This is a genomic window from Mycobacterium sp. (assembly GCF_035640695.1).
Classification (GTDB): Bacteria; Actinomycetota; Actinomycetes; order Mycobacteriales; family Mycobacteriaceae; genus Mycobacterium.
Genome location: NZ_DASQVQ010000180.1, coordinates 1 through 5676, shown reverse-complemented (window position 1 = coordinate 5676; position 5676 = coordinate 1). Strand labels below are relative to the sequence as shown.

6 protein-coding genes are annotated in these 5676 nt (G+C 66.7%); all 6 read left to right on the top strand.

Annotation, left to right across the window (positions count from 1 at the left end):
• Positions 1 to 1338 (top strand): anthranilate synthase component I (locus VE759_RS21270; protein WP_324936130.1); only part of this gene is annotated, 1338 nt, incomplete at its 5' end.
• Complete coding sequence (locus VE759_RS21265) at positions 1335 to 1928, top strand: TIGR02234 family membrane protein (RefSeq protein ID WP_324936129.1); 594 nt, start codon at positions 1335 to 1337, stop codon at positions 1926 to 1928. The genes VE759_RS21270 and VE759_RS21265, both read left to right, overlap by 4 nt.
• A gap of 85 nt (positions 1929 to 2013) precedes the next feature.
• A complete protein-coding gene (gene trpC, locus VE759_RS21260) occupies positions 2014 to 2832 on the top strand; it encodes an indole-3-glycerol phosphate synthase TrpC (RefSeq protein WP_324936126.1) in 819 nt (272 codons plus the stop codon).
• Positions 2833 to 2836: 4 nt separating this feature from the next.
• Positions 2837 to 4114, top strand: coding sequence for a tryptophan synthase subunit beta (trpB, locus tag VE759_RS21255; RefSeq protein WP_324936124.1), 1278 nt, complete (start codon positions 2837 to 2839; stop codon positions 4112 to 4114).
• Positions 4101 to 4898: a tryptophan synthase subunit alpha gene (trpA, locus tag VE759_RS21250; RefSeq protein WP_324936122.1), complete on the top strand. Its 798-nt coding sequence runs from the start codon at positions 4101 to 4103 to the stop codon at positions 4896 to 4898. Before trpB ends, trpA begins: the two co-directional genes overlap by 14 nt.
• Positions 4895 to 5676: prolipoprotein diacylglyceryl transferase (gene lgt, locus VE759_RS21245; RefSeq protein ID WP_324936120.1), on the top strand; the 782-nt coding region annotated here is incomplete at its 3' end. The genes trpA and lgt, both read left to right, overlap by 4 nt.

Genomic DNA, 5676 nt, shown 5'->3' with positions numbered 1-5676 from the left:
TGGTCATTCATCGGAGCCGGTGCCCCGTCGGCCCTGACCGTCGACAACGGCGAGGCGGTGTGGCTCGGGGTGACGCCGCAGGACGCGCCCAGCGGTGGGGACCCCCTGCAGGCCCTACGGGCGACCATGGACCTGCTCGCCACCGCCGAGGTGCCCGGATTGCCGCCGCTCTCCGGGGGACTGGTCGGCTTTTTCGCCTATGACATGGTGCGGCGGCTCGAGCGGTTGCCGTCGCTTGCGCTCGACGACCTGCGGCTGCCCGACATGGTGCTGCTGCTCGCGACCGACGTCGCGGCCGTCGACCACCACGAGGGCACGATCACATTGATCGCCAACGCGGTGAACTGGAACGGCACCGACGAACGCGTCGACTGGGCCTACGACGACGCCGTCAAACGGCTGGACGTGATGACCGAGGCGCTGGGCCAGCCGCTGCCGTCGACGGTGGCCACCTTCAACCGGCCGGAGCCGCTGCATCGCTCCCAGCGCACGCTCGAGGAGTACGGCGCGATCGTCGACCGGCTCGTGCGTGAGATCGAGGCCGGTGAGGCGTTTCAGGTGGTGCCGTCGCAGCGGTTCGAGATGGACACCGACGCCGACCCGATCGACGTGTACCGCATCTTGCGGGTGTCCAACCCGAGCCCGTACATGTACTTGCTGCAGATACCCAATCGTGAAGGCGGCGTTGACTTTTCGATTGTCGGGTCCAGTCCGGAGGCGTTGGTCACGGTGAAGGACGGCTGGGCGACCACGCATCCGATCGCCGGTACCCGCTGGCGGGGCCAGAACGAGGAAGAGGACCTGCTGCTCGAAAAGGAGCTGCTGGCCGACGACAAGGAACGCGCCGAGCACCTGATGCTGGTTGACCTCGGCCGCAACGACCTGGGCCGGGTGTGCAAGCCGGGGACCGTGCGGGTCGACGACTACAGCCACATCGAGCGCTACAGCCACGTGATGCACCTGGTGTCGGTGGTCACCGGCCGGCTCGCGGAAGGCCGCACCGCGCTGGACGCCGTCACCGCCTGCTTCCCCGCCGGCACGCTGTCGGGCGCGCCGAAGGTCCGGGCGATGGAGCTCATCGAGGAAGTCGAGCAGACCAGGCGAGGGCTTTACGGCGGGGTGGTCGGGTATCTGGACTTTGCCGGCAACGCCGACTTCGCGATCGCGATCCGCACCGCGCTCATGCGCGATGGCACGGCATACGTGCAGGCCGGCGGCGGCGTCGTCGCCGACTCCAACGGACCGTACGAGTACACCGAGGCCGCCAACAAGGCCAAGGCGGTGTTGAACGCGATCGCCGCGGCGCAGACGCTCAGCCCGCCGCGCACCGAACCATGACAATTCGGCTTGCACAGTTACTGCTGGTGGTTGCCGGGGCTGCGCTGTGGGTGGCCTCGCGCCTGCCGTGGGTGGTTATCCGCACGTTTGCCGGCCTGGGTCAGCCACAAACGGTGACGCTGTCCGGGGCGTCGTGGTCCACGGCTCTGGTGCCCTTGGCGGTGTTGTTGCTTGCCGCCGCGGTCGCCGCGCTCGCCGTGCGCGGCTGGCTACTTCGATTGCTGGCGGTGCTGGTCGGGTTGGCCAGCGGGGGCATGGCCTACCTCGCGATCACGTTATGGGTACTTCACGACGTCGCGGTGCGAGCCGCCTGGCTGACGGACGTTCCGGTGGCGTCGTTGGTCGGCAGCGAGCGCCATTACGCCGGCGCGGTCCTGACCCTGGCGGCCGCGGTCTGCGTGCTGCTGGCCGCCGTGTTGTTGATGCGCGCGGCGGTCAAGGGGCGGGCCGTGAGGTACGCCTCACCGGGTGAACGGCGCGCCGCGGCGATACGTGCTGATTCACGAGGGACCATGAGCGAACGGATGATGTGGGATGCCATCGACGTCGGGAGCGACCCTACCCGGGAGTCGAACACCGAGGGTCGGTGAGGGGTGGCGTGAAAGCGGCGGTTACCCTTTCGGTGATATGGGATCGCGCGTCGGCGGGGGCGCTTCAGGAAGGAGCCGACAGGCAATGAGTTCGGCCACCGTGCTCGACTCCATCATCGAGGGAGTGCGCGCCGACGTTGCCGCCCGCGAGGCCGTCGTTCCGCTGGCCGAGATCAAGGCCGCCGCCAAGGATGCGCCGCCGCCGATAGACGTGATGGCGGCGTTGCGCGCACCGGGTGTCGGTGTCATCGCCGAAGTCAAGCGCGCCAGCCCGTCGCGCGGACAAATGGCTTCCATCACGGATCCGGCCAAACTTGCCCGGGCGTACGAGGACGGTGGCGCTCGAATCATCAGCGTCCTCACCGAGCGGCGCCGGTTCAACGGCTCGCTCGATGATTTGGATGCGGTGCGTGCGGCGGTGTCGGTGGCGGTGTTGCGCAAGGACTTTATCGTCCGGCCGTATCAAATTCACGAAGCCCGTGCCCACGGCGCCGACATGCTGCTGCTGATCGTCGCGGCGCTCGACCAGTCGGCGCTGGTGTCGATGCTGGACCGAACGGAGTCGCTCGGCATGACTGCCCTGGTCGAAGTGCACACCGAAGAGGAAGCCGACCGGGCCCTGCAAGCCGGCGCGACCGTGATCGGGGTGAATGCCCGCGACCTGAAAACGCTTGAAGTGGATAGGGATTGCTTCGCGCGCATCGCCCCCGGGCTCCCCACCAACGTGATCCGCATCGCCGAATCCGGAATCCGTGGACCGGCCGACCTGTTGGCCTACGCCGGTGCCGGCGCCGACGCGGTGCTGGTCGGCGAGGGCTTGGTGACCAGCGGTGACCCACGAAGCGCCGTCGCGGATCTGGTGACCGCTGGTACGCATCCGTCCTGCCCGAAACCCGCACGTTAGCAAAGTGGCCGATATCGCCGGCGTCGAACTACCGCGTTCCAGCGCGGCCGTCGCCGAACCCACGACTCACGATCCCGACGCCCGTGGTCATTTCGGCGTGTACGGCGGCCGGTATGTGCCCGAGGCGTTGATGGCCGTCATCGAGGAGGTCACGGCCGCTTACGAGAAGGCTCGCACCGACCAGGACTTCCTGGACCGCCTCGACCGGCTGCAGAGGCACTACGCCGGGCGGCCGTCCCCGCTGTATGAAGCGGTCCGGTTGAGCGAGCGCGCCGGTGGTGCGCGGATCTATTTGAAGCGAGAGGACCTGAACCACACCGGGTCTCACAAGATCAACAACGTGCTCGGCCAGGCGCTGCTCGCCAAGCAGATGGGCAAGACCCGGGTCATCGCCGAGACCGGTGCCGGCCAGCATGGTGTCGCGACGGCGACCGCCTGCGCGCTGCTCGCCTTGGAATGTGTCATCTACATGGGCTCGGTGGATACCGCGCGTCAGGCGCTGAACGTCGCGCGGATGCGGTTGCTTGGCGCCGAGGTGGTATCGGTCGAGTCGGGGTCTCAGACCCTGAAAGACGCGATCAACGAGGCGTTCCGGGATTGGGTGACCAATGCCGATCGGACGTATTACTGCTTCGGCACCGCGGCGGGCCCGCACCCGTTTCCGATGATGGTCCGTGACTTTCAGCGGGTGATCGGGCTCGAAACGCGCGCACAGATCCGCGCCCAGGCCGGACGGCTCCCCGACGCGGTGACCGCGTGCGTGGGCGGTGGCTCCAACGCCATTGGAATTTTCCACGCGTTCATCGACGACCCCGGCGTTCGGCTGGTCGGGTTCGAGGCCGCGGGCGATGGCGTCGAATCCGGCCGCCACGCCGCGACATTCACCGGTGGGTCGCCCGGTGCATTCCAGGGATCGTATTCGTATCTGTTGCAGGACGACGACGGGCAGACGATCGAATCGCATTCGATCTCTGCAGGATTGGATTATCCGGGCGTTGGGCCGGAGCACGCATTGCTCAAGGACACCGGCCGGGCGGAGTACCGGCCGGTCACCGACACTGAGGCAATGGACGGCTTCCGGCTGCTGTGCCAGACCGAGGGCATCATCCCGGCGATCGAATCGGCGCACGCCGTTGCCGGCACCCTGGGACTGGGTGCCGAACTGGGTCGGGGTTCGATCATCGTCGTGAACCTTTCCGGGCGCGGCGACAAAGACGTCGCGACGGCGGCAAAGTGGTTCGGGTTGCTCGACGACGAAGGCAGGGCTGGTGGCTCAATCTAGCCGGTTGGCCGAGCTTTTCGCGTCGTGCCGCCAACATGACCGGTCGGCATTGATCGGCTATCTGCCCACCGGCTATCCGGACGTGCCGACGTCGATCTCGGCGATGACCGCGCTGGTCGAATCGGGTTGCGACATCATCGAGGTCGGCGTGCCCTATTCGGATCCGGGGATGGATGGCCCCACGATTGCCCGGGCGACGGAGGCGGCGCTGCGCGGCGGCGTCCGGGTACGCGATACGTTGGCCGCTGTTGAGGCGATCAGCAATGCCGGCGGCCGCGCGGTCGTCATGACCTACTGGAATCCGGTGTTGCATTACGGTGTCGACGCTTTTTCCCGCGATCTCGTCGCGGCCGGCGGTTTCGGCATGATTACGCCTGACCTCATCCCGGATGAGGCTTCGGAATGGATTGCGGCGTCCGATCGGCATCGGCTGGACCGGATCTTCCTGGTGGCGCCGTCGTCGACTCCGCAGCGGCTGGCCGATACGGTCGCGGCTTCGCGGGGATTCGTTTACGCGGCATCGACGATGGGCGTCACCGGTGCACGTGATGCGGTGTCTCGGGCCGCGCCGGAATTGGTGCGCCGGGTGAAGGAGATCTCAGACATCCCGGTCGGTGTCGGATTGGGCGTGCGATCCCGTGATCAGGCCGCACATATCGCGGGCTTCGCCGACGCGGTGATCGTCGGCTCCGCGCTGGTGACGGCGTTGGCAGATGGTCTCGGGGCAGTGCATGCGCTGACGGAGGAATTGGCCGATGGAGTGCGGCAGAGGATTTCGGCGTGAAGTACTTGGCGTCGTTCCCGAGCCCGCCGCAGGGAGTGTGGCACCTCGGGTGGCTGCCGATCAGGGCGTATGCGTTCTTCATCATCATCGGGATCGTCGCGGCGCTGCTCATCGGCGACCGCCGTTGGGCGGCCAGGGGCGGCGAACGCGGGGTCATCTATGACATCGCGTTGTGGGCGGTGCCGTTCGGACTGATCGGTGGCCGGCTGTACCACGTGATCACCGACTTCAAAATGTATTTCGGTGAGGGGGGTGCGGGCGCCGTTGCGGCGCTTAAGATTTGGGACGGCGGCCTGGGTATTTGGGGTGCGGTGGCGCTCGGCGCAGTCGGCGCCTGGATCGGGTGTCGACGCCATCACATTCCGTTGCCGGCCTTCGGTGATGCGATCGCGCCGGGCATCATCCTCGCCCAGGCGATCGGACGTCTCGGCAATTACTTCAACCAAGAACTATACGGCCGCGAAACCACCCTGCCATGGGGGCTCAAGATCTATGAACGCCACGACGCCACCGGTGCGCCCAACTCGTTGAACGGGGTGTCGACGGGTCAGGTAGTGGGCATCGTGCATCCCACGTTCCTGTACGAACTACTGTGGAATCTCTTCGTTTTCGTTCTGCTGATATGGGTCGATCGCCGGTTCAAGATCGGTCACGGCCGACTGTTCGCGCTCTATGTCGCGGCATATTGCGTCGGCAGATTCTGGGTGGAGCTACTGCGCAACGACGCGGCCACACATATTTACGGCATCCGGATCAATTCGTTCACGTCGATGTTCGT